22 protein-coding genes are annotated in these 21,978 nt (G+C 67.4%); 1 reads left to right on the top strand and 21 read right to left on the bottom strand.

Features of this window, described 5'->3' with window-relative positions; translation table 11 throughout:
- Nucleotides 1–19 precede the first annotated feature (19 nt).
- The 18 genes from rpsQ to ACH34W_RS18980 form a co-directional block, all read right to left on the bottom strand.
- The gene (gene rpsQ / locus ACH34W_RS19065; RefSeq protein ID WP_344548232.1) at nucleotides 20–292 is read right to left on the bottom strand and encodes a 30S ribosomal protein S17; all 273 of its coding nucleotides are present in this window, start codon (nucleotides 290–292) and stop codon (nucleotides 20–22) included.
- On the bottom strand, nucleotides 285–545 hold the full coding sequence (gene rpmC / locus ACH34W_RS19060) for a 50S ribosomal protein L29 (RefSeq protein WP_395962258.1): 261 nt from the start codon (nucleotides 543–545) through the stop codon (nucleotides 285–287). The genes rpsQ and rpmC overlap by 8 nt, the downstream gene beginning before the upstream one ends.
- The gene (gene rplP, locus ACH34W_RS19055; RefSeq protein ID WP_395962257.1) at nucleotides 545–964 is read right to left on the bottom strand and encodes a 50S ribosomal protein L16; all 420 of its coding nucleotides are present in this window, start codon (nucleotides 962–964) and stop codon (nucleotides 545–547) included. Before rplP ends, rpmC begins: the two co-directional genes overlap by 1 nt.
- 7 nt (nucleotides 965–971) lie before the next feature.
- Nucleotides 972–1,826, bottom strand: coding sequence for a 30S ribosomal protein S3 (gene rpsC, locus ACH34W_RS19050; protein ID WP_395962256.1), 855 nt, complete (start codon nucleotides 1,824–1,826; stop codon nucleotides 972–974).
- The gene (rplV, locus tag ACH34W_RS19045) at nucleotides 1,826–2,206 is read right to left on the bottom strand and encodes a 50S ribosomal protein L22 (RefSeq protein ID WP_395962255.1); all 381 of its coding nucleotides are present in this window, start codon (nucleotides 2,204–2,206) and stop codon (nucleotides 1,826–1,828) included. The genes rpsC and rplV overlap by 1 nt, the downstream gene beginning before the upstream one ends.
- 28 nt (nucleotides 2,207–2,234) lie before the next feature.
- Complete coding sequence (gene rpsS, locus ACH34W_RS19040; protein ID WP_395962254.1) at nucleotides 2,235–2,516, bottom strand: 30S ribosomal protein S19; 282 nt, start codon at nucleotides 2,514–2,516, stop codon at nucleotides 2,235–2,237.
- A 12-nt stretch (nucleotides 2,517–2,528) separates the two neighbouring features.
- Nucleotides 2,529–3,362, bottom strand: coding sequence for a 50S ribosomal protein L2 (rplB, locus tag ACH34W_RS19035; protein WP_358411999.1), 834 nt, complete (start codon nucleotides 3,360–3,362; stop codon nucleotides 2,529–2,531).
- Nucleotides 3,363–3,405: 43 nt separating this feature from the next.
- Nucleotides 3,406–3,705 (bottom strand): 50S ribosomal protein L23, encoded by a 300-nt coding sequence (rplW, locus tag ACH34W_RS19030; RefSeq protein WP_395962253.1) that lies wholly within the window; start codon nucleotides 3,703–3,705, stop codon nucleotides 3,406–3,408.
- 12 nt (nucleotides 3,706–3,717) lie between these two features.
- The gene (gene rplD, locus ACH34W_RS19025) at nucleotides 3,718–4,320 is read right to left on the bottom strand and encodes a 50S ribosomal protein L4 (protein ID WP_395962252.1); all 603 of its coding nucleotides are present in this window, start codon (nucleotides 4,318–4,320) and stop codon (nucleotides 3,718–3,720) included.
- Nucleotides 4,317–4,967: a 50S ribosomal protein L3 gene (gene rplC / locus ACH34W_RS19020; protein WP_395962251.1), complete on the bottom strand. Its 651-nt coding sequence runs from the start codon at nucleotides 4,965–4,967 to the stop codon at nucleotides 4,317–4,319. The genes rplD and rplC overlap by 4 nt, the downstream gene beginning before the upstream one ends.
- Before the next feature lie 14 nt (nucleotides 4,968–4,981).
- Nucleotides 4,982–5,290 (bottom strand): 30S ribosomal protein S10, encoded by a 309-nt coding sequence (gene rpsJ / locus ACH34W_RS19015; protein ID WP_018657599.1) that lies wholly within the window; start codon nucleotides 5,288–5,290, stop codon nucleotides 4,982–4,984.
- 109 nt (nucleotides 5,291–5,399) lie between these two features.
- The gene (gene tuf, locus ACH34W_RS19010) at nucleotides 5,400–6,593 is read right to left on the bottom strand and encodes an elongation factor Tu (RefSeq protein WP_395962250.1); all 1,194 of its coding nucleotides are present in this window, start codon (nucleotides 6,591–6,593) and stop codon (nucleotides 5,400–5,402) included.
- A 91-nt stretch (nucleotides 6,594–6,684) separates the two neighbouring features.
- Nucleotides 6,685–8,796, bottom strand: coding sequence for an elongation factor G (gene fusA / locus ACH34W_RS19005; RefSeq protein ID WP_395962249.1), 2,112 nt, complete (start codon nucleotides 8,794–8,796; stop codon nucleotides 6,685–6,687).
- A gap of 43 nt (nucleotides 8,797–8,839) precedes the next feature.
- Nucleotides 8,840–9,310 (bottom strand): 30S ribosomal protein S7, encoded by a 471-nt coding sequence (gene rpsG / locus ACH34W_RS19000; RefSeq protein WP_151558974.1) that lies wholly within the window; start codon nucleotides 9,308–9,310, stop codon nucleotides 8,840–8,842.
- Nucleotides 9,310–9,684 (bottom strand): 30S ribosomal protein S12, encoded by a 375-nt coding sequence (gene rpsL, locus ACH34W_RS18995; protein WP_019632621.1) that lies wholly within the window; start codon nucleotides 9,682–9,684, stop codon nucleotides 9,310–9,312. The genes rpsG and rpsL overlap by 1 nt, the downstream gene beginning before the upstream one ends.
- A 560-nt stretch (nucleotides 9,685–10,244) precedes the next feature.
- Nucleotides 10,245–12,218 carry a hypothetical protein gene (locus tag ACH34W_RS18990; protein WP_395962248.1) on the bottom strand — a complete coding sequence of 658 codons (1,974 nt, stop codon included), beginning with the start codon at nucleotides 12,216–12,218 and terminating at the stop codon, nucleotides 10,245–10,247.
- Nucleotides 12,219–12,490: 272 nt separating this feature from the next.
- Nucleotides 12,491–13,471, bottom strand: a complete 981-nt coding sequence (locus ACH34W_RS18985; RefSeq protein WP_395962247.1) for an aldo/keto reductase — start codon at nucleotides 13,469–13,471, stop codon at nucleotides 12,491–12,493.
- Entirely contained in the window at nucleotides 13,438–14,271 is an 834-nt protein-coding gene (locus ACH34W_RS18980) for an EamA family transporter (protein ID WP_395962246.1), read from the bottom strand. The genes ACH34W_RS18985 and ACH34W_RS18980 overlap by 34 nt, the downstream gene beginning before the upstream one ends.
- Nucleotides 14,272–14,305: 34 nt before the next feature.
- Between ACH34W_RS18980 and ACH34W_RS18975 the strand changes: the two genes are divergently transcribed.
- Entirely contained in the window at nucleotides 14,306–14,785 is a 480-nt protein-coding gene (locus ACH34W_RS18975; protein ID WP_395962245.1) for an Lrp/AsnC family transcriptional regulator, read from the top strand.
- A 139-nt stretch (nucleotides 14,786–14,924) separates the two neighbouring features.
- On the opposite strand, the gene ACH34W_RS18970 is transcribed toward ACH34W_RS18975, so the two are convergent.
- The 3 genes from ACH34W_RS18970 to rpoB form a co-directional block, all read right to left on the bottom strand.
- Nucleotides 14,925–15,155 carry a hypothetical protein gene (locus ACH34W_RS18970; protein ID WP_395962244.1) on the bottom strand — a complete coding sequence of 77 codons (231 nt, stop codon included), beginning with the start codon at nucleotides 15,153–15,155 and terminating at the stop codon, nucleotides 14,925–14,927.
- A 210-nt stretch (nucleotides 15,156–15,365) separates the two neighbouring features.
- Nucleotides 15,366–19,238 carry a DNA-directed RNA polymerase subunit beta' gene (locus ACH34W_RS18965; protein WP_395962243.1) on the bottom strand — a complete coding sequence of 1,291 codons (3,873 nt, stop codon included), beginning with the start codon at nucleotides 19,236–19,238 and terminating at the stop codon, nucleotides 15,366–15,368.
- A gap of 20 nt (nucleotides 19,239–19,258) precedes the next feature.
- Nucleotides 19,259–21,978, bottom strand: a 2,720-nt coding sequence (rpoB, locus tag ACH34W_RS18960; protein ID WP_395962242.1) for a DNA-directed RNA polymerase subunit beta, incomplete at its 5' end; no start/stop codon positions are given.

Genomic DNA, 21,978 nt, shown 5'->3' with positions numbered 1-21,978 from the left:
AGCCTGGTGGAACCAGTGATTACTTGGCCTTCTCGAGGACTTCGACCACGCGCCACCGCTTGGTGGCGGACAGCGGCCGGGTCTCCATGAGACGGACGCGGTCGCCGACGCCACACTCGTTGGCCTCGTCGTGCGCCTTGTACTTGGTCGTACGGCGGATCACCTTGTGGTACTTGGCGTGCTTCACGCGGTCCTCGACGGACACGACCACGGTCTTGTCCATCTTGTCGCTGACCACCAGACCCTCAAGGATCTTGCGGGTGCTCCGCTCGTCTGTCTTCTGCTCAGTCATCGTTGTTGCCCTCCTCGGACGCCGCGTCCGTCTCCTCGGCGACCGTGACGATGCCGAGCTCCCGCTCCCGCATCACGGTGTAGATGCGTGCGATCTCGCGCTTCACGGTGCGCAGGCGACCGTGGCTCTCCAGCTGGCCGGTGGCGGCCTGGAAACGAAGGTTGAACAGCTCCTCCTTCGCCTCCTTCAGCTTGGTGACCAGGACGTCCTCAGGCTCGGTCCGCAGATCGTCGGCGGCAAGACCCTTGGCCATCAGGACTCACCCACCTCTCGCTTAACGATCTTGCACTTCATGGGGAGTTTGTGGATCGCGCGGGTGAGGGCCTCCCGAGCGACCTGCTCGTTCGGGTAGGAGATCTCGAACATCACGCGGCCCGGCTTCACGTTGGACACCCACCACTCGACCGAACCCTTACCGGAACCCATGCGGGTCTCGGCGGGCTTCTTGGTCAGCGGGCGGTCCGGGAAGATGTTGATCCAGACCTTGCCACCACGCTTGATGTGGCGGGTCATGGCGATACGTGCGGCCTCGATCTGCCGGTTGGTCACGTACGCGCCCTCGACGGCCTGGATGCCGTACTCACCGAAAGTAACCTTCGTACCGCCCTTGGCCATTCCCCGGCGCTTCGGGTGGTGCTGCTTACGGTGCTTGACCTTACGAGGGATCAGCATCGCTTACTCAGCTCCCCTCTCCAGTCGGAGCAGCGTCAGCGGACGGCGCCGGCTGCTCGGAACTCTGCTGCTGGCGCGGCGCACCGCCGCGCTCGCCGCCACGGCCCTCGCCGCCACGGCCACCACGGCCACCGCGGGCACCGCCACGGCGGTCACCACCGCGACGCTCGCGGCCACCGCCGCCACCGCCACCGGCGGCGCGCTGCTGCGCGGCCTTCTGCTCGCGCTCGGCGCGGGTCGCCGCGGCCTCGCCCTTGTAGATCCACACCTTGACGCCGATGCGGCCGAAGGTCGTCCGGGCCTCGTAGAACCCGTAGTCGATGTCGGCGCGCAGCGTGTGCAGCGGGACCTGGCCCTCGCGGTAGAACTCGGACCGGGACATCTCAGCGCCGCCCAGACGGCCGGAGCACTGGACCTTGATGCCCTTGGCTCCCGACTTCATCGCGGACTGGATGGCCTTGCGCATGGCACGGCGGAACGCGACACGGCTGGACAGCTGCTCGGCCACGCCCTGCGCGACGAGCTGGGCGTCGATCTCGGGGTTCTTGACCTCGAGGATGTTCAGCCGCACCTGCTTGCCGGTCAGCTTCTCCAGGTCGCCCCGGAGCCGCTCGGCCTCGGCACCGCGACGGCCGATGACGATGCCCGGCCGGGCGGTGTGAATGTTGACCTCTACACGGTCACGGGTCCGCTCGATCTCCACCTTGGAGATGCCCGCCCGGTCCATGCCCTTTTGCAGCATGCGCCGGATCTGGACGTCTTCCTTGACGTAGTCCTTGTAGAGCTTGTCGGCGAACCACACGCTCTTGTGGTCGGTGGTGATGCCGAGCCGGAACCCGTGCGGGTTGATCTTCTGACCCACTACCGGGCCCTCCTCGTCTTCTTACCGCCGGCAGCCGCAGCGACCTCGCCCTGCGGCGCGACGACCACGGTGATGTGGCTCGTGCGCTTGTTGATGCGGTAAGCCCGACCCTGGGCGCGGGGACGGAAACGCTTGAGCGTCGGCCCCTCGTCCACCCACGCCGCGCTGACGACGAGCGTGTCGGTGTCGAGCTTGAAGTTGTGCTCGGCGTTGGCGATGGCACTCGCGAGCACCTTGCCCACCGGCTCACTGGCGGCCTGTGGGGCGAACCGCAGCACCGCCTGCGCCTCCGCGGCCGGCAGGCCGCGGATGAGGTCCACCACGCGGCGGGCCTTCATGGGCGTGACGCGGATGAACCGCGCCTGGGCCCTGGCTTCCATCGCTGATCCCTCTCTCCTACGTGCCCGCTCAGCCGCGACGGCTGCGGCGGTCTTCCTTGACGTGGCTGCGGAACGTGCGCGTCGGCGCGAACTCGCCGAGCTTGTGTCCCACCATGGCGTCGGTGATGAACACCGGAACGTGCTTGCGGCCGTCGTGCACGGCGATCGTGTGACCGATCATGTCCGGCACGATCATGGAGCGCCGCGACCACGTCTTGATCACGTTCTTGGTGCCCTTGTCGTTCTGGGTTTCCACCTTCTTGATCAGGTGGTCGTCCACGAACGGGCCCTTCTTAAGGCTACGTGGCATGACGAGCGACTCCTACCGCTTCTTCTTGCTGCGACGACGGACGATCAGCCGGTCGCTGGCCTTGTTGGCCTGGCGGGTGCGGCCTTCCTTCTTACCGTTCGGGTTCACCGGGTGCCGACCACCGGAGGTCTTGCCCTCACCACCACCGTGCGGGTGGTCGATCGGGTTCATGGCCACACCGCGGACGGTCGGGCGCTTGCCCTTCCACCGCATACGGCCGGCCTTACCCCAGTTGATGTTCGACTGCTCGGCGTTGCCGACCTCGCCGACCGTGGCGCGGCAGCGGACGTCCACCATGCGCATTTCGCCGGACGGCATACGCAGCGTGGCGTACTTGCCCTCCTTGGCGAGCAGCTGGACGCCGGCGCCCGCGGAACGGGCGATCTTGGCGCCGCCACCGGGCTTGAGCTCGATGGCGTGGATGACCGTACCCGTCGGGATGTTGCGCAGCGGCAGGCAGTTGCCCGGCTTGATGTCCGAGCCCGCCCCGTTCTCGACCCGGTCGCCCTGCTTCAGGCCCTGCGGGGCGAGGATGTAGCGCTTTTCGCCGTCCGCGTAGTGCAGCAGCGCGATCCGCGCGGTGCGGTTGGGGTCGTACTCGATGTGCGCGACCTTGGCCGGGATCCCGTCCTTGTCGTGCCGACGGAAGTCGATCACTCGGTACGCGCGCTTGTGGCCGCCGCCCTGGTGCCGGGTGGTGATGCGGCCGTGGTTGTTGCGGCCGCCCTTCTTGGGGAGCGGACGCAGCAGCGACTTCTCGGGCTCGCGGCGGGTGACCTCGACGAAGTCGGCCACGCTGGAGCCGCGACGACCCGGAGTCGTCGGCTTGTACTTACGGATGCCCATCTTTTTCGTTCATCCCTTAACTAACTCTTCGATCGCCCCGGCTTTAGGCCGGGCCGCCGAAGATGTCGATCCGCTCGCCCTCGGCCAGGCTGACGATGGCGCGCTTGGTGTCCTTGCGCTTGCCATAGCCGAACCGGGTGCGCTTGCGCTTGCCCTGGCGGTTGATGGTGTTCACGCTCGTCACCTTGACGTTGAACACCTCCTCGACCGCCTGCTTGATCTGCGTCTTGTTCGCGTCGGTGCGGACGAGGAACGTGTACTTGTTCTCGTCCAGCAGCCCGTAGCTCTTCTCCGAGACGACCGGCGCGATGATGACGTCACGGGGATCAGCGATCTTGTTCACGTGGTCTCCCCCTTACTTCTTCGTCGCGCGCGAGATGAACTCGTCGTAGGCCGCCTGGGTAAAGACGACGACGTCGTTCACCATCACGTCGTAGGTGTTGAGCTGGTCCGAGACGATGACATGGACGCTCGGCTCGTTGCGCAGGCTCTTCCACGTCAGCTCGTCCTCACGGTCCAGGACCAGGAGGACGCGCTTGGCGTCGGTGATGCCGCGCAGGTTGGCGAGGGCGGTCTTCGTCTTCGGGGTGTCGCCGTCGATGATGGTGTCCACGATGTGCACCAGGCCATAGCGGGCACGGTCGGACAGGGCGCCGCGGAGAGCGGCGGCCTTCATCTTCTTCGGCGTCTTCTGCGAGTAGTCCCGCATCTGCGGGCCGTGAACGATGCCACCGCCGGCGAACTGGGGCGCGCGGGTCGAACCCTGACGGGCGCGGCCGGTGCCCTTCTGCCGGTACGGCTTCTTGCCACCGCCACGGACCTCGCCGCGGGTCTTGGTCGAGTGCGTGCCCTGGCGCGCGGCGGCCAGCTGGGCCACCACGACCTGGTGGATCAACGGGACGCTGGTCTTGGCGTCGAAGATCTCCGCGGGCAGGTCGATGTCTACCTTCGAGGTCACTTGCCCGTTCCCTTCACTGCGTCGCGGACCAGCACCACGCCGCCGTTCGGGCCGGGAACCGCGCCCTTGATGAGCAGCAGGTTCTTCTCGGTGTCGATGGCGTGGACGGTCAGGTTCTGCACGGTGGTGCGGGCGTTGCCGTGCCGCCCCGCCATGCGCAGGCCCTTGAAGACGCGACCGGGGGTCGCGCAGCCGCCGATCGAACCCGGCGAGCGGTGCTTGCGCTGGGTGCCGTGCGACGCGCTGAGGCCCTTGAAGCCGTGACGCTTCATGACACCGGCGGTGCCCTTGCCCTTGCTGGTGCCGGTCACGTCGATCCTCTGACCGGCTTCGAAGACCTCTACGGTGATCTCCTGGCCGAGTTCGTACTCGGTGGTGTCGTCGGCGCGCAGTTCGACGAGGTAGCGGCGCGGCGTGACGCCGGCCTTCTCGAAGTGACCCGTGCGCGGCTTGTTCACCTTGCGCGGGTCGATCTGCCCGTACCCGATCTGGACGGCGGTATAGCCGTCCTTCTCCTGCGAGCGGAGCTGGGTGACGACACACGGCCCGGCCTGGACGACGGTTACCGGAACGATCCGGCCCTCATCGTCGAAGACCTGGGTCATGCCGAGCTTCTCGCCCAGGACGCCCTTCCTCTGCGTACTCATCTCTGGTGCGTCCCTTAGAGCTTGATCTCGATGTCAACGCCGGCCGGAAGGTCGAGCCGCATGAGCGAGTCGACGGTCTTGGGCGTCGGGTCGATGATGTCGATCAGCCGCTTGTGCGTGCGCATCTCGAAGTGCTCGCGGCTGTCCTTGTACTTGTGCGGCGAGCGGATGACGCAGTACACGTTCTTCTCGGTCGGCAGCGGCACCGGGCCCGCGACCTTGGCGCCCGTCCGCGTCACCGTCTCAACGATCTTCTTCGCGGAGGTGTCGATGACCTCGTGGTCGTAGGCCTTGAGCCGGATGCGGATCTTTTGTCCCGCCATGGTGGCCTCGGTGTCCTTTACTGGTAGTGCCGCTGGTACTTGCCTGGGTTCGTGCTGCGGCGGCCCGGTTGCCGTGCGGGCGGCCGGGCCGCCGCAGCCACGAAGGGTGTTACTTGGTGATCTTGATGACCCGACCGGCGCCGACCGTCCGGCCACCCTCACGGATGGCGAACTTCAGGCCCTCCTCCATGGCGATCGGCTGGATGAGCTGAACGTTCATCTCAGTGTTGTCGCCCGGCATGACCATCTCGGTGCCCTCGGGGAGGTTCACCACGCCGGTCACGTCCGTGGTACGGAAGTAGAACTGCGGCCGGTAGTTGTTGAAGAACGGCGTGTGGCGGCCGCCCTCGTCCTTGGACAGGATGTAGACCTGAGCCTCGAACTCGGTGTGCGGGGTGTTGGTGCCCGGCTTGATGACACACTGGCCGCGCTCGACGTCCTCACGCTTGATGCCGCGCAGGAGCAGACCGACGTTGTCGCCCGCCTGGCCCTGGTCGAGCAGCTTGCGGAACATCTCGACACCGGTGACGGTCGACTTGGTCGACGTCTCCTTGATGCCGATGATGTCGACTTCCTCGTTGACGTTGACAACGCCACGCTCGATGCGGCCGGTGACGACCGTGCCGCGACCGGTGATCGAGAAGACGTCCTCGATCGGCATCAGGAAGGGCTTCTCGGTGTCACGGACCGGCTCGGGGACGTTCTCGTCGACGGCGGTCATCAGCTCGACGATCGAGTCGGCCCACTTCTCGTCGCCCTGCAGGGCCTGGAACGCCGAGACGCGCACGACCGGGAGGTCGTCGCCCGGGAACTCGTACTCGGACAGGAGCTCACGGACCTCGAGCTCGACGAGCTCCAGGATCTCCTCGTCGTCCACCATGTCGCACTTGTTGAGCGCGACGACGATGTAGGGAACGCCGACCTGGCGGGCCAGGAGCACGTGCTCCTTGGTCTGCGGCATCGGGCCGTCGGTGGCGGCCACGACCAGGATCGCGCCGTCCATCTGGGCGGCACCGGTGATCATGTTCTTGATGTAGTCGGCGTGACCCGGGCAGTCGACGTGGGCGTAGTGGCGCGCCTCGGTCTGGTACTCGACGTGCGCGATGGAGATGGTGATACCGCGCTCGCGCTCCTCCGGTGCCTTGTCGATGTCCTCGAACGGCGTGAAGGGGTTGATGTCCGGGTACTTGTCGTGGAGCACCTTGGTAATCGCCGCGGTAAGCGTGGTCTTACCGTGGTCGATGTGACCGATGGTGCCGATGTTTACGTGCGGCTTCGTCCGCTCGAACTTGGCCTTCGCCACTGGTTGCTCCTTGGTACGTTTGCGATCCTCGGCCGCCTAGACGACCGCCTCATGTATCTGGCTTGGATGGTGATCCGAGGCAGGCCCGGTGCTACTCGCCCCGCGCCTTGGCGATGATCTCCTGCGCGACATTCCCCGGAACTTCGGCGTAGGAGTCGAACTGCATGGTGAAAACAGCCCGGCCCTGGGTCTTGCTGCGCAGATCGCCCACGTAGCCGAACATCTCCGACAGCGGGACGACGGCCTTGACGACCCGCATGCCCGACCGCTCGTCCATCGAGTGGACCTGGCCGCGGCGGCTGTTGATGTCGCCGATCACATCGCCCATGTTCTCCTCGGGCGTGGTGACCTCGACCGCCATCACCGGCTCCAGCAGGGTGGCGCCCGCCTTGCGCGCCGCCTCCTTGAAGGCCATCGAACCGGCTACCTTGAACGCCATTTCCGAGGAGTCGACCTCGTGGTAGGCGCCGTCCTGCAGGGTGACCTTGACACCGACCATCGGGTAGCCGGCGAGGACACCGAATTCGGCGGCCTCCTGGCAGCCCGCGTCCACCGACGGGATGTACTCCCGCGGGATGCGGCCACCGGTGACCTTGTTCTCGAACTCGTAACCGTCGTTACCCTCACCCAGCGGCTCGAGGTCGATGATCACGCGGCCGAACTGGCCGGAGCCACCCGTCTGCTTCTTGTGGGTGTACTCGACCTTCGCGACCTTGCGGGTGATGGTCTCGCGGTAGGCCACCTGCGGCTTGCCGACGTTGGCCTCGACCTTGAACTCGCGCTTCATCCGGTCGACGAGGATCTCCAGGTGGAGCTCGCCCATGCCGGAGATCACGGTCTGGCCGGTCTCCTCGTCGGTGCGGACCTGGAAGGACGGGTCCTCCTCGGCCAGCCGCTGGATCGCGGTGCCCAGCTTCTGCTGGTCGGCCTTGGTCTTCGGCTCGATCGCCACGTGGATGACGGGCGCCGGGAAGTTCATCGACTCGAGGACGACGGGGTTCTTGTCGTCGCACAGCGTCTCACCGGTGGTGGTCTGCTTGAGACCCATCACCGCGACGATGTCGCCGGCGCCGACGCGCTCGATCTCGGTGCGCTTGTTGGCGTGCATCCGGTAGATCTTGCCGATCCGCTCCTTGCGCTCCTTGTTGGAGTTGAGCACCGAGGTGCCCGACTCCAGGACGCCGGAGTAGACGCGGATGAACGTCAGCTTGCCGAGGTGCGGGTCGCTCGCGATCTTGAACGCCAGAGCGGAGAACGGCTCATCCTCGCTGGCGTCGCGGTGCAGTTCCTTGCCCTCGTCGCGGACCGCGTGACCGTCCACGCCGCCGTCGTCCAGCGGGTTGGGCAGGTAACGCACGATCGCGTCGAGCAGCGGCTGGACGCCCTTGTTCTTGAACGCGGTGCCACAGGTCACCGGGGTGAGCTTGGCGGCGATCGTCGCGCGGCGGATGCCGGCGTAGAGCTGCTCGATGGTGGGCTCGTCGCCCTCCAGGTACAGCTCCATGATCTCGTCGTCGTTCTCGGCGAGGGTCTCGACCAGCTTGTCGTGCCACTCACGGGCGGCCTCGGCGTGCGTGTCGGGGATGTCGACGGTGTCGTACATCTCGCCGAGCTTGGCCTCTTCGTTCCAGAGCAGGGCCTTCATCGTCACGAGGTCGATGACGCCCTTGAAGTCGGACTCGGCGCCGATCGGCAGCTGCAGCACCAGCGGGATCGCGTTGAGCCGGCTCTCGATCATGTCGACGCAGCGGTGGAACTCCGCGCCGACGCGGTCGAGCTTGTTGACGAAGCACATGCGCGGCACGCCGTAGCGGTCGGCCTGACGCCACACGGTCTCGGACTGCGGCTCCACACCGGCCACGCCGTCGAACACCGCGACCGCACCGTCGAGCACCCGCAGGTTGCGCTCCACCTCGACGGTGAAGTCAACGTGGCCAGGGGTGTCGATGATGTTGATCGTGTGCTTGACGTCGTCGACTGGCCATTCGCAGGTGGTGGCGGCGGAGGTGATGGTGATCCCCCGCTCCTGCTCCTGCTCCATCCAGTCCATGGTCGCGGCGCCGTCGTGGACCTCGCCGATCTTGTAGCTCATCCCCGTGTAGTACAGGATGCGCTCAGTCGTCGTGGTCTTGCCCGCGTCGATATGGGCCATGATCCCGATGTTGCGGACCTTGGCCAGGTCTACACCGGTTTTGGTAGCCACTGCCGTCCTCGCGTCGTCTCGTCGTAACTCGTGATCCGCCGGATCACCAGCGGTAGTGAGCGAAGGCCTTGTTGGACTCCGCCATCTTGTGCGTGTCCTCGCGCTTCTTGACAGACGCGCCGAGGCCGTTGCTCGCGTCGAGCAGCTCGTTCATCAGCCGCTCGGTCATGGTCTTCTCGCGGCGCTGGCGGGCGTAGATGACCAGCCAGCGGAGCGCCAGGGTGGTGGAGCGGGCGGGCCGCACCTCCACCGGGACCTGGTAGGTCGCGCCACCGACACGGCGGCTGCGGACCTCCAGGGTCGGCTTCACGTTGTCGAGCGCGCGCTTCAGCGTGACGACCGGGTCGTTGCCGGTCTTCTCGCGGGCACCCTCGAGGGCGTCGTACACGATGCTCTGCGCGATGGAGCGCTTGCCGTCCAGGAGGATCTTGTTGATCAGCGCGGTGACCAGCGGCGAGTTGTACACCGGGTCGGCAATGAGCTGGCGCTTGCCAGCCGGGCCCTTGCGCGGCATTAGCTCTTCTCCTTCTTCGCGCCGTAGCGGCTGCGCGCCTGCTTGCGGTTCCGCACGCCCTGGGTGTCGAGCGAACCGCGGATGATCTTGTACCGAACGCCCGGGAGGTCCTTCACTCGGCCGCCGCGCACGAGCACGATCGAGTGCTCCTGCAAGTTGTGTCCGACGCCGGGGATGTAGGCCGTGACCTCAATCCCGCTGGTCAGCCGGACACGGGCGACCTTGCGAAGCGCGGAGTTCGGCTTCTTGGGCGTCGTCGTGTAGACGCGCGTGCAGACACCCCGGCGCTGGGGACTGCCCTTCAGCGCGGGCGTCTTGTTCTTGGTCACCTTGTCCTGGCGGCCCTTGCGGACCAGCTGCTGGATCGTGGGCACCGCGTCTCCGTCTTCCCTCGTACCGAGCCGGTAAGTCTTAGTTCTGTCTGGGTTCCGCTCTCGCGGGAGTTCCGCTCACGCGAGACCCGTCATCACTACCTCACGGGAGGCTGTGACCTGCCGGTTTCCCGACCTCTCCGACCCCCGCGGTCGGGCGTGTCGTCCTAGCCCCTGAACGAACAGGTTCCACAGACCGACACAGACCGCCCGGCCCCTCAAAGGGCCGAATCAAGCCGGGGAGTAGTGCGGCGCGGGGCCTGGCCTCAGCGGACCTGGTCGGCGCGCACGCATAGCGGCCCGCACAGCGGGCACAAGCGAAGAGATTACCTACCCCGCCGCCAAAGTGCAAAGCGAACGGTGCATTACAACGCCCAGCCCCTCCGAAGCAACCCTCGGGGACCGGAGGTCGCCCCCCGAATGGCGCAAGAGGGCCCGTTTGGGCCGTTTAACCGTAACCATAACGACGGAGTGCCGACGGGTTGTTCCCGCCGGGCGGCGGGAGTTCCCATCGGCACTCCGGTCCCGGGAGACCAGCTCCCGGGGAAGATCTGACCGAGTTTTTAGATGAGGAAGGCGATCACCACGACGATGATGATCACGAGCAGGACGGCGCCGCCGATGATCATCAGATTCTTGTTGCCGCCCTTGCCCTTCTTCTCAGCCTCGCCGCCGGGCGCGTATCCGGCGTAGCCGCCTTCGCCGCCGGGCTGCATGCCGTACTGCTGCTGCCCGTACTGGCCGGGCTGACCTGGCTGGCCCTGCTGACCGGGCTGACCGGGTTGGCCCTGCTGACCGGGTTGGCTCGGCTGTGCGGGAGGCTGACCGTAGGCGGCCTGGCCGTACTGCTGCTGTTGTCCGTACTGCTGCTGGCCATATGGCTGCTGCGCGTCCTGCTGGCCGTACTGCTGCTGGCCCTCTTGCTGGCCGTACTGCCGCTGTTGGCCTTCCTGCTGGCCGTAGGGCTGCTGCTGCCCGTAGCCCTGCTGCCCGTACTGCTGCTGCTCCTGGCCGTACTGCTGGCCGCCGTAGGGCTGCTGACCGGGAGCCTGCGGCTGACCGGGAGCCGGGGACTGGCCTGGCGCCGGAGGCTGGGCGGACGCTCCCCACTGCTGGTATTGGCCCATGTCCATGCGCGTCTGATCTGGAAGGCCACCGCCCTGCTGCTGCGGCTCGGAGGACTGGCCCGCGGAAGGGTCGAACGCCTGCGTGGCCTGTGCGTCCTCTGCCTCGCGTCCGGGCGGCGTCGCCGGAGCACCGTAACCCTGGGGCTCCTCGCCCGACGAGGCCACGCCGAAGCCGGGCTCTGGCGGCGGGACCATCAGAGTGCGGTCGGAGTCCACGGCGGGTGGCTGTTGCTCGGGCGGCGTCGACTGCGCCTCAGGGGTCCACGGTTCGGGTGTGGTAGGCGGCGTCGGAGCCTGCCAGGGCTCGGCCGGCGCCTCCTGGGCGGGCCTGCGTTCCGGCCCGGAGGCCACGGGGATGTCCGGCCCCGGCGACCAGGCGGTGGTCGCCTGGTCGTCGACCGCCGGGCGCTCCTGCTCCGGCGTCGCGGCACCAGGCCCTGGAACGATCATCGTGCGCTCGGACAACCCGCCCTCGCCGGCCGGCGCCTCAGGCTCGGCTGGCGGCGTGAACGGCTCGCCGGTGGGCGGGAACGGCTCGGCCGGTGAGGCGAACGGCTCCTGCGGCGTGCCGTAAGGGGCCTGCCCATACGGCTGCTGGGCTTCGGGCTGCTGACCGTACGGCTGCTGCTGCGGCTCGGTCTGCTGTCCGAACGGCTGCTGAGGCTCGGGCGGCTGCCCATAACTCGGCGCGGGCGGCTGCTGCTGGCCATATGGCTGCTGCTGTGGCTCCTGCGGGTAGCCGCTCTGCTGCTGCTCGAACGGGGCCTGCCCGTACTGGCCGGGCTGTTCGAAGCTCGGGGCGACCGGAGGCTGCCCGTACGGCTGCTGGGGATCGGGGGTGGCCGGGTAGCCACTGGCAGCAGGCGGTGCACCGTGCTGCGCAGGAGGCTGGCCGTACTGCTGCTCCTGACCGTACTGCTGCTCCTGGCCGTACGGTTGCGGCTCCTGGCCGTACGGCGGCTGGGGCGGCGGCGCGGACGGCCGTTCGCTGCCCGGGATGGGCATCGGCTCGATCATGGTCGGCGGCGGAGGCGGCAGAGGCTCCTGCTGCTGGAACCCGGGCTCCTGCGCGGCGGGGGGCTGCTGTGCGGCCGTCGGCTGTTCGGCGGCAGGCGGCTGCTCAGGGGCCGTCGGTTGCTCGGCGGCAGGCGGGGCCTGCGGCGCGGTAGGCGCGGGCGGAGGCGGCGGTTGGGCCGTGCCACCGAGTTGGGGAGCACCAAAGACCACCGTGCGATCGCCCATCGGCCGCGCGGGCGGCTCACCCATGGGGCTCGCGGGCGGCTGACCCATCGGGCGCGCGGGCGGTTCGTCCCTCTGTTCGGGCTGCCCCTCGGCAGGATCCGCCTTCGGCGTCTCCTTGTCGTCAGGCAACGGCCACTGTGGTCCCTGCGTGCCGTCGTTCTCGGTCATCGTCGGGCTCCTTCAGCGCCGTAGTCCCGGGGGTCCCCCAGGCCCGTGCCTGCGACTCGGAAACGCGCGGCGCGTAACGCGGCCTCCGAGCCTTGGTCTCGGTCCCAGGGGCGGCGTGGTGGCCGCCCAGGGCTGTCTTCCGCCCCCAGCCTGCCCCGACCGCCTGTGGTATCGCAAATCACCACCCCATTTGGACGCTGAAACCATGCCCCATGTTCCCCTGACATGGGAGAGGCCGCCCCCCGGCAGGGAGCGGCCTCAACCGGATCTGGTTACTCGTGGCCGAGAATGGGATGCGGCCGATAAGGCGCTTCGAGCCGTTCCAGCTCCTTCTCGTCCAGCCGCAGCGTGGCGGCCGCAGCAGCGTCCTCAATGTGCCTCAGCTTGGTCGCTCCGATGATCGGCGCGGCCACGCCCTCCTTGTGGAGAAGCCACGCCAGCGCCACCTGCGCCGGCGGCACGCCCCGCTCGCCCGCCACTGCCTTGACGGCGTCGACCACGTCGAAGTCGGCCTCCTCGTACAAGTCGTCGGCGTACGTGTCGTTCTCGGAACGCACGGTACGGCGCTCACCGCCGCGTTCCCGGTTGCCCGCCAGCAACCCGCGGGCCAGCGGGCTCCACGGGATGACCCCGACTCCCTGGTCCACGCAAAGCGGCATCATCTCCCGCTCCTCTTCCCGGTAGACCAGGTTGTAGTGGTTCTGCATGGAGACGAACTTGGTCCAGCCGCCCACTTCGGCGGCACGCTGCGCCTTCGCGAACTGCCACGCGTACATGCTGGAGGCCCCGATGTACCTGGCCTTGCCCGCCTTCACCACGTCGTGGAGCGCCTCCATGGTCTCCTCGATCGGCGTGTCGTAGTCCCACCGGTGAATCTGGTAGAGGTCCACGTGGTCGGTCCCCAGCCGCCGCAGCGACGCGTCGATCGAGGCCATCACGTGCTTGCGCGACAGGCCCTGGTCGTTCGGGCCGTCGCCCATCGGGAAAAAGACCTTGGTGGCCAGCACGTAGTCGTCGCGGCTCTGGAAGAGCTTCGGCAACAGGCGCCCGGTGATCCCCTCCGACCGGCCCAGCGAGTACATGTCCGCGGTGTCGAAGAAGGTGATCCCTTCCTCCACCGCCTTCCGGACGATCGGCTCGGCCTCTGCCTCGTCCAGGAACCACTTGCGCTGCTCGGGGTCGCCGTAGCTCATCATCCCCAGGCAGATGCGTGAGACCTTCAGCCCCGTGCCACCGAGTCGTGTCTGTTCCATGCCTTCTCCTTCAGCGGTTCCGTCCGTTCACTGTGCAACGCCACACCAGAGATCACCAAAGCCACCCCCAACGTCTCCACGGCCGAGGGCACCTGCCGCAGCACGATCACGCCGATCACCACCGCCATCGCGGGCAGCAGCGCCACCATCAGCGCGTACGTCTCCCGCGCCAGCCGGGCCATCGCGAGCTGATCGCACACGTAGGGGATCACCGACGAGCAGATTCCCACCCCGGCCCCCGCCGCGAGCAGCAGCGGATCGGTCAGCGCCGGTACGGCCACGACCAGGCCAGGCGCCGTGAGCACCGCTGCCACGGCCATCGCCGCCCCGAGCCCGCCGATGGCACCGGACCGCTGGGCTGAACGATGCGCGACGACGATGTAGAGCGCGAACAACGCCGCGTTCAAGAACGCCAGCACGAAACCCAGCGGCTCGCCCTCCAGCCGTACGTCCACGAGGGTGTAGACCCCTCCCACCACCGCCACCAGGGCGATCATGTTCCGCAGCGTTCGTGCTCCCACTGCGGCCAAAGCGACAACGGGCAGGAACTCGATCGCCGCAACGGTCCCCAGGGGCAGCCGCGCTATCGCCATATAGAACGACACGTTCATGCCCGCCAAGACGATGCCCCAGGCCACGACCGTCCGGTCCCACCTGAACCGCCGCCACAGCGCGAACACCAGCGCGGCGCTCCAGATCCGCAGTGCGGCGACCCCGACCGGCTCGACCCTCGCGAACAGCAACACCGCGAACGCCGGCCCCAGGTAGTGGAAGAGGGCGCTCACGGCGAAGAAACGCATGGCCGTATCTTCGGCCGCTCCGTAAGTTGGAGGAATGGCGAACAGATCGGGCAGGCCAGGCCGCGCCTACGAATCCAAGCCGCTCGACGCGACGGACCTTCGAATCCTCACCGAGCTCCAGCGGAACGCCCGGATCACGCTCGCCGAGCTCGGCCGCCGCGTCGCCCTCTCCGCCCCCGCCGTCGCCGAACGGGTCCAGCGGCTGGAGGACTCCGGCGCGATCACCGGCTACCACGCCGCCGTGGACCCCCGGGTCCTCGGCTTCCCGATCAGCGTCCTGGTCCGCGTCCGCCCCGCCCTCCGCGAGCTGAGCCGCATCCCCAAGATCGCCGAGGAGATCCCCGAGATCGTCGAGTGCCACCGGATGACCGGTGACGACTGCTTCTTCTTCGTCGCCCACCTGCGCACGGTCGACGACCTCGAACCCATCCTCGACCGCTTCACCCCGTACGGCCGCACGACGACCTCGATCCTGCAGTCCTCTCCGGTCTCCCGCCGCCCGCTCCCTCTCTAGCCCGGTCCGTGCGGCTCCTAGCCCGGTCCGCGCGGCTCCTAGCCCGGCCCGTGCGGCGCTCTAGCCCGATCCCTGCGGCCCCCAAAGCAGAAAGAAGGCCGCTCCCCATCAGATGGGAAGCGGCCTCTTAGAGGTCCTGTCAGCGCGAGCATTCCACCTCGGCGCGACGCTCGCTCATACCCTTCTGAACCGCCTGCTGGACGCACTGCTTCTGCTTCTCGGTCAGCTGGACCTCACCGCACACCTTGACCCCGGAGTACGTACGGCAGTCCTGCTCGACCTGCGGTGCCGTGGCCTGCGCCGGAACCGCCCCCGCGGCCCCGAACACCGTGACCACGCCCAGCACGCTCGCCGCGATGATCTTCGTCATAAAGAGATCCCCCTGTTCGACCCCTATGTACGGTAGCCACCCCACCCTCGCCATCTGGTGACGAACTACCCAAGTCGCGGCAAAACACCTTGTGCTGATCGTCGGCTTGACCGGCCGGATATCTCGTCCAGGTAACGCGAAGGGCCCCTTCCGGAATGGAAGGGGCCCTTCGGCGTGTGGCATCAGAGGTGCCCTAGAGCAACCTCAGCCTCAGCGGTTGTACTGGCCGAAGTCGTACTCCTCCAGCGGGACGGCCTCGCCGGAACCCTGGCCGAAGGCGTACTCGGCGCCGTCGTCGTAGGAACCGACGGAGTAGACCGCCGCCTTGGCCTCTTCGGTGGGCTCGACCCGGACGTTGCGGTACTGCGGCATGCCGGTACCGGCCGGGATGAGCTTACCGATGATGACGTTCTCCTTGAGGCCCAGCAGCGGGTCGCTCTTGGCGTGCATCGCGGCCTCGGTCAGGACTCGCGTCGTCTCCTGGAAGGAGGCGGCGGAGAGCCAGGACTCGGTGGCCAGGGAGGCCTTGGTGATGCCCATCAGGACCGGGCGGCCGGCGGCGGGCGAGCCGCCCTCGGACACGACCGAGCGGTTGCGCTGCTCGAAGATCGGACGCTCGATCAGATCGCCCGGGAGCAGGTCGGTGTCGCCCGACTCGAGGATGTTCACCCGCTTGAGCATCTGGCGGACGATGATCTCGATGTGCTTGTCGTGGATCGACACACCCTGCGACCGGTAGACCTCCTGGACCTCGTGGACCAGGTGGAGCTGCACGGCGCGCGGTCCGAGGATGCGCAGCACCTCGTGCGGGTTCTGCGCACCCGCGATGAGCTGCTGGCCGACCTCGACGTGCTCGCCCTCCTTGACCAGGAGACGCGAACGCATCGGCACCTGGTAGGGGATCTCGTCGGAGCCGTCGTCCGGGACGATGACGACCTTGCGGGTCTTCTCCGTCTCGTCGATCTTGACCCGGCCGGCGACCTCGCTGATCGGGGCGACACCCTTGGGGATGCGCGCCTCGAACAGCTCCTGGACACGCGGCAGACCGTGCGTGATGTCGCCACCCGCCACACCACCGGTGTGGAAGGTACGCATGGTCAGCTGGGTGCCGGGCTCACCGATGGACTGCGCGGCGATGATGCCGACGGCCTCGCCGACGTCCACGCGCTTGCCGGTCGCCAGCGAGCGGCCGTAGCAGGCGGCGCAGACACCGATCTTGGCCTCGCAGACGAGGGCCGAACGGGTCCGGACGCTCTCCACCCCGACCTCGACCAGCCGGGACACCACGGTGTCCGACAGGTCGGTGTCGGCCGGGAAGATCACCGTGCCGTCGACGACGACGTCCTCGGCGATGGTCCGCCCGACCAGGCCGGTCTCGGTGGTGGCCAGCTTGACCAGCGTGCCGTCAGCCAGCTTGTCGGCCACCGAGAACGGGATCGTGCGGTCGGTGCCGCAGTCCTCCTCGCGGACGATGACGTCCTGCGCGACGTCCACCAGACGACGGGTCAGGTAACCCGAGTCGGCGGTGCGCAGCGCGGTGTCGGCCAGACCCTTACGGGCACCGTGCGTCGAGATGAAGTACTCGACGACCGAGAGGCCCTCACGGAAGGACGACTTGATCGGCCGCGGGATGGTCTCACCCTTGGGGTTGGACACCAGGCCGCGCATACCGGAGATCTGCCGGATCTGCAGCGGGTTACCACGGGCACCGGAGTTGACCATCATCCAGACCGGGTTGGTCTTGGGGAAGGCCTTCTCCATGTCCGCGGCGACCTCGGCGGTGGCCTCGTTCCAGATCATGATGAGCTCCTGCTTGCGCTCATCATCGGTGATCAGACCGCGGTTGAACTCGCGCTGCACCTTGTCGGCACGCGCCTCGTAGCCCTGCAGGATCTCGGCCTTGTTGGGCGGGGTCACCACGTCCTCGATGGAGATGGTGACGCCCGACCGGGTGGCCCAGTGGAATCCCGTGGACTTGAGGTTGTCCAGCGCGTTGGCCACCTCGACCTTGGGGTAGGTCTCGGCCAGCTCGTTGACGATCGCGGAGAGCTGCTTCTTGCCGACCTCGTAGTTGACGAACGGGAAGTCGGCGGGCAGGGCCTCGTTGAACAGGGCCCGGCCCAGCGTGGTCTCCAGGCGGTACGGCTGACCCGGCTCGTAGCCCTCGGGCGCCTGCCAGCCACGCGGCGGCGGGACGTCCTTGAACCGGATCTGGATCTTGGCCTGCAGGTCCAGCTCGGCGCGGTCGTAGGCCATGGTGGCCTCGGCCACGGAGCCGAACGCACGGCCGTCGCCGCTCGTGCCGTCGCGCTCGGTCGTCAGCCAGTAGAGGCCGATCACCATGTCCTGGGTGGGCATGGTGACGGGCTTGCCGTCCGACGGCTTGAGGATGTTGTTGGTCGAGAGCATCAGGATGCGTGCCTCGGCCTGGGCCTCGGCTGACAGCGGCAGGTGCACGGCCATCTGGTCACCGTCGAAGTCCGCGTTGAACGCGGTGCAGACGAGCGGGTGGATCTGGATGGCCTTGCCCTCGACCAGCTGCGGCTCGAAGGCCTGGATGCCCAGGCGGTGCAGGGTCGGCGCCCGGTTGAGCAGCACCGGGTGCTCGGTGATGACCTCTTCGAGCACGTCCCACACGACCGGGCGGGCCCGCTCGACCATGCGCTTGGCGCTCTTGATGTTCTGCGCGTGGTTGAGGTCGACCAGCCGCTTCATGACGAACGGCTTGAAGAGCTCCAGCGCCATCTGCTTGGGCAGACCGCACTGGTGCAGCTTCAGCTGCGGGCCGACGACGATGACCGAACGGCCGGAGTAGTCGACGCGCTTGCCGAGCAGGTTTTGCCGGAACCGGCCCTGCTTGCCCTTGAGCATGTCGGAGAGCGACTTCAGGGGGCGGTTGCCCGGCCCGGTGACCGGGCGGCCGCGGCGGCCGTTGTCGAACAGCGCGTCGACGGCCTCCTGAAGCATGCGCTTCTCGTTGTTGACGATGATCTCGGGCGCACCGAGGTCGAGCAGGCGCTTGAGCCGGTTGTTCCGGTTGATCACGCGGCGGTACAGGTCGTTGAGGTCGGAGGTCGCGAAGCGGCCACCGTCCAGCTGCACCATCGGACGCAGGTCCGGCGGGATCACCGGGATGCAGTCGAGCACCATGCCCAGCGGGCTGTTGCGGGTGTTGAGGAACGCCGAGACGACCTTCAGCCGCTTGAGGGCGCGGGCCTTCTTCTGGCCCTTGCCGGTGCGGATGATGTCGCGCAGGCGCTCGGCCTCCGCGTCGAGGTCGAAGTTCTCCAGGCGGGCCTGGATCGCCGCGGCGCCCATGCCCCCCTCGAAGTACTTGCCGAAGCGGTCCCGCATCTCGCGGTAGAGCATCTCGTCGCCCTCGAGGTCCTGGACCTTGAGGTTCTTGAAGCGGTTCCAGACCTCGTCGAGACGGTCGATCTCGCGCTGCGCACGGTCGCGCAGCTGCTTCATCTCCCGCTCGGCGCCGTCACGGACCTTGCGCTTCTGGTCGGCCTTGGCACCGGCCTGCTCCAGCTCCGACAGGTCGCCTTCCAGCTTCTGCTGGCGGGCCTCGACCTGGGCGTCGCGGGCCTGCTCGATCTGCTGCCGCTCCACCGAGATGTGCGCCTCGAGGGTCGGCAGGTCACGGTCGCGACGCTCGGCGTCGACGCTCGTGATCATGTAGGCCGCGAAGTAGATGATCTTCTCGAGATCCTTCGGGGCCAGGTCGAGCAGGTAGCCGAGCCGGCTCGGCACACCCTTGAAGTACCAGATGTGCGTGACGGGCGCGGCCAGCTCGATGTGGCCCATCCGCTCACGGCGCACCTTGGCTCGGGTCACCTCGACGCCGCAGCGCTCGCAGATGATGCCCTTGAATCGGACGCGCTTGTACTTACCGCAGTAGCACTCCCAGTCCCGGGTCGGACCGAAGATCTTCTCGCAGAAGAGCCCGTCCTTCTCAGGCTTGAGGGTCCGGTAGTTGATCGTCTCCGGCTTCTTCACCTCGCCGTGCGACCACTGGCGGATGTCGTCGGCGGTCGCCAGACCGATGCGAAGCTCGTCGAAGAAGTTGACGTCAAGCAACTTGTTTCCCCTTGAGTTGATCAGACCTCTTCGACACTGCTCGGCTCACGCCGGGACAGGTCGATGCCGAGCTCCTCCGCAGCGCGGAAGACGTCCTCGTCGGTGTCTCGCATCTCGATGGACATGCCGTCGCTCGACAGAACCTCGACGTTGAGGCAGAGCGACTGCATTTCCTTGATGAGGACCTTGAAGGACTCGGGAATGCCGGGCTCGGGGATGTTCTCGCCCTTGACGATGGCCTCGTAGACCTTCACGCGGCCGAGTACGTCGTCGGACTTGATCGTCAGCAGCTCCTGCAGCGCGTAGGCGGCGCCGTAGGCCTCCAGGGCCCAGACTTCCATCTCACCGAAGCGCTGGCCGCCGAACTGGGCCTTACCGCCGAGCGGCTGCTGGGTGATCATGGAGTACGGGCCGGTCGAACGAGCGTGGATCTTGTCGTCGACCAGGTGGAGCAGCTTCAGAATGTAGATGTAACCGACCGAGATCGGGTCCTTGTAGGGCTCGCCGGTACGGCCGTCGAAGAGCCGGGCCTTGCCGCCCGGGCCGACCAGACGGTCGCCGTCGCGGTTGGGCACGGTGCTCTCGATCAGGCCGGTGACGTCGTCCTCGCGGGCACCGTCGAACACCGGAGTCGCGGTGTTGGTCCACGGCTCGGCCTCGTCGGCGCCGATGGCCTTGAGGGCCTTCTTCCAGTCGGCGTCGTCGCCCTCGACCTTCCAGCCGCGGCTGGCGACCCAGCCGAGGTGGGTCTCGAGTACCTGGCCGACGTTCATACGGCCGGGCACGCCGAGCGGGTTGAGGACGATGTCGACCGCGGTGCCGTCTTCGAGGAAGGGCATGTCCTCGACCGGCAGCACCTTGGAGATGACGCCCTTGTTGCCGTGCCGGCCGGCGAGCTTGTCACCGTCGGTGATCTTGCGCTTCTGGGCCACGTACACGCGGACCAGCTCGTTGACACCGGGCGGCAGCTCATCACCCTCGTCGCGGGAGAACACCCGCACGCCGATGACCTTGCCCTGCTCACCGTGCGGCACCTTCAGCGAGGTGTCACGCACCTCGCGCGCCTTCTCACCGAAGATCGCCCGCAGCAGCCGCTCTTCGGGGGTCAGCTCGGTCTCCCCCTTCGGGGTGACCTTGCCGACCAGGATGTCACCGGGCACCACATCCGCGCCGATGCGGATGATGCCCCGCTCGTCCAGGTCAGCCAGGACCTCTTCGGAGACATTCGGGATGTCCCGGGTGATCTCCTCGGGGCCCAGCTTGGTGTCGCGGGCGTCGACCTCGTGCTCCTCGATGTGAATCGAGGACAGGACATCGTCCTGCACCAGACGCTGGCTGAGGATGATCGCGTCTTCGTAGTTGTGACCCTCCCACGGCATGAACGCCACGAGCAGGTTCTTACCCAGCGCCATCTCGCCCTGGTCGGTGCACGGGCCGTCGGCGACGACCTGCCCGAACTCGACCCGCTGGCCCTCTTCGACGATGGGCTTCTGGTTGAAGCAGGTGCCCTGGTTGGACCGCTTGAACTTGGCGACCCGGTAGGTGGTCCGGGTGCCGTCGTCGTTCATGACGGTCACGTAGTCGGCGGAGACCTCCTCCACCACGCCGGCCTTCTCGGCGGTGATCACGTCACCGGCGTCGACGGCGGCGCGGTATTCCATGCCGGTGCCCACCAGCGGCGCCTCGCTGCGCAGCAGCGGCACCGACTGGCGCTGCATGTTGGAGCCCATCAACGCACGGTTGGCGTCGTCGTGCTCCAGGAACGGAATCATCGCGGTCGCGACCGAGGTCATCTGCCGCGCCGAGACGTCCATGTACTGGACCTCGCCCGGCGGGATCAGCTCGACCTCGCCGCCCTTCTTGCGGACCAGGACCTTCTGCTCGACGAACGTGCCGTCGTCGTTGAGCAGCGAGTTGGCCTGGGCGACGACGAAGCGGTCTTCCTCATCGGCGGTCAGGTAGTCGATCTGCTCGCTGACCACACCGTTCTCGACCTTGCGGTACGGAGTCTCGACGAACCCGAACGGATTGACCCGCCCGAACGCCGCCAACGACCCGATCAGACCGATGTTGGGACCCTCAGGCGTCTCGATCGGACACATCCGGCCGTAGTGCGAAGGGTGAACGTCACGCACCTCCATGCCCGCCCGCTCACGCGACAGACCACCCGGACCCAACGCCGACAGACGCCGCTTGTGCGTCAGACCCGCGAGGGGGTTGGTCTGGTCCATGAACTGCGACAGCTGCGAGGTGCCGAAGAACTCCTTGATCGAAGCCACGACCGGCCGGATGTTGATCAGGGTCTGCGGCGTGATCGCCTCGACGTCCTGCGTGGTCATCCGCTCACGGACGACCCGCTCCATCCTGGCCAGGCCCAGACGGACCTGGTTCTGGATCAGCTCACCGACCGTGCGCAGGCGCCGGTTGCCGAAGTGGTCGATGTCGTCGACCTCGATCGGCACCGGGGCGGACCCGACGGTGGCCTCCTCCTCGCCGGCGTGCAGCCGGACGAGGTACTCGATGGTCCCGACGATGTCGTCTTCGGTGAGGGTGCCCTGGTTCATGTCCAGGTCAAGCCCGAGCTTCTTGTTGATCTTGTAGCGGCCGACCTTGGCCACGTCATACCGCTTGGGATTGAAATACAGATTCTCCAGCAGCGTCTGCGCCGACTCCTTGGTCGGCGGCTCACCCGGACGCAGCTTGCGGTAGATGTCCAGCAGCGCATCGTCCTGACCGGAGG

Source organism: Actinomadura sp. 6N118 (assembly GCF_044326415.1).
Taxonomy (GTDB): Bacteria; Actinomycetota; Actinomycetes; order Streptosporangiales; family Streptosporangiaceae; genus Spirillospora.
This window is presented reverse-complemented; position numbering and strand designations above follow the sequence as displayed.